Below are 1,487 nucleotides of genomic sequence, written 5' to 3'. Positions count from 1 at the left end.
TGGCTCTTTTGAAAAATGAGTGGGTAAATTATAATCTGTAATTCCTATAAATCATTAAAATTTATTTTTGATAATGAAAGAATTGTTTCTGCAGGCACTCCACATTCATTCACCTGGCTGATTAAATCCATTGATTTTAATGCCGATGAGAAACGACTTGATATAGACTTTAAGCGTGTAAAAAAGGGTACTGACCCCTTTTTACTTTTTACTGGTGAAGCGATTTTAGCGGTAAAAGCATTACAAAAAGCCAGCGCAAATGGACAACGGGTATATCATATTACTCAGGCTAATCAATCGGCTGTAATAGGTAACATTCATCATGACTCAGATACAATAAATGAGATTAGGAATGCGCTGAATGCTGGTAAAGAGGTGATTACGCATACCGATGCTGTCAGTGTGCCTGGGTATATTATTACCGATCCTGTGACTGGGGATAGGGCTTATAAGATTGCGGGTGGGGGGAATGGTAGTTACTTTACTGGATTGTTTCTTGGGTTTACATTATCACTAATTATAGGTTCAGCTTTAACTTCAATAGTTCTTTCCGCAGGTATTGCTGGAGCAGGTTTAATTCCATTGCTAACCTCATTATTTGGTCATTTGACACTTTTATCACTATTACTTGTTGAAATGGAAGGGTTTGATAGGCAATGTTTTGTTAGCGGTCTTTTTGCAGGACTTGCCCCATTAGCTGTAGTGTTTTTTGCAGGATTTGGTTCATTTGAAGCTGGAGTGAGTTCCGTGCTAACCATAATGGGTTTTACTAACATTGCATTAGATTTAGAAGGAAGTCGTGAAGCTTGCGGAATTTAAGGTGCCATGAATAAGCAGATTAGTAATATTAAAATTAAAATTTTCATACTTTTTGTGTTTTTCGTTATGCAGTTATATCTTGCAAATGAAAATCATGGAAACGTGTTGGTTCATTTGTTTTGGTCTGCAATATTTTTTATGGGTTTTTTGATAATATTAGTGAAGTATTTAAGAAAATAATATCCTGCCCTCCAGCTTATCGAACAAAGGATAACGAATAATGGGGTGTGCGGCCGAACAAGGTCGATAATTCCAGCGTGATGAAAATCACCCCTGGCAAGGTTGGTCAACTACCAGATAGTAAACATAGAGCAAGCATAGGTAATTACAAGTGTTAAGTGCGACGGGCAATAACCGATAGGTAGTAAGCGAAATTAAGATGATTTGGTCTCGAAAAGATTTTACATAAACAAGGCGGCATAGTTCACCTTTTTGTAAGTCTCCATAACATGATGCGCATTGCAAGCTGTTTTGTGGGTGTAAAACATGGCATGTTGGATATCATTGCTATTTTTTTACTTATAAATGGTAAAGCATGTCCCATTAACTTAGAAAAACCTGACTGTTTAAATTTATAGGAGTAAGCATCAATGAGACTTAACGTAGAAGAAAAAAATAAAATCATACAATATGCAAAAGTTTTTTTTGGAAACGAAGCCAATCTTTAT

General features: G+C 36.0%; 1 protein-coding gene. It reads left to right on the top strand.

All coding sequences use genetic code 11. The annotated features are described in order from the left end of the window. Window positions 1-375 precede the first annotated feature (375 nt). Window positions 376-819 carry a hypothetical protein gene (locus CDZ78_RS22620; protein ID WP_174664604.1) on the top strand — a complete coding sequence of 148 codons (444 nt, stop codon included), beginning with the start codon at window positions 376-378 and terminating at the stop codon, window positions 817-819. Window positions 820-1,487: the final 668 nt, after the last annotated feature.

It is taken from the genome of Bathymodiolus platifrons methanotrophic gill symbiont (genome assembly GCF_002189065.1).
Taxonomy (GTDB): Bacteria; Pseudomonadota; Gammaproteobacteria; order Methylococcales; family Methylomonadaceae; genus Methyloprofundus.
This window is presented reverse-complemented; position numbering and strand designations above follow the sequence as displayed.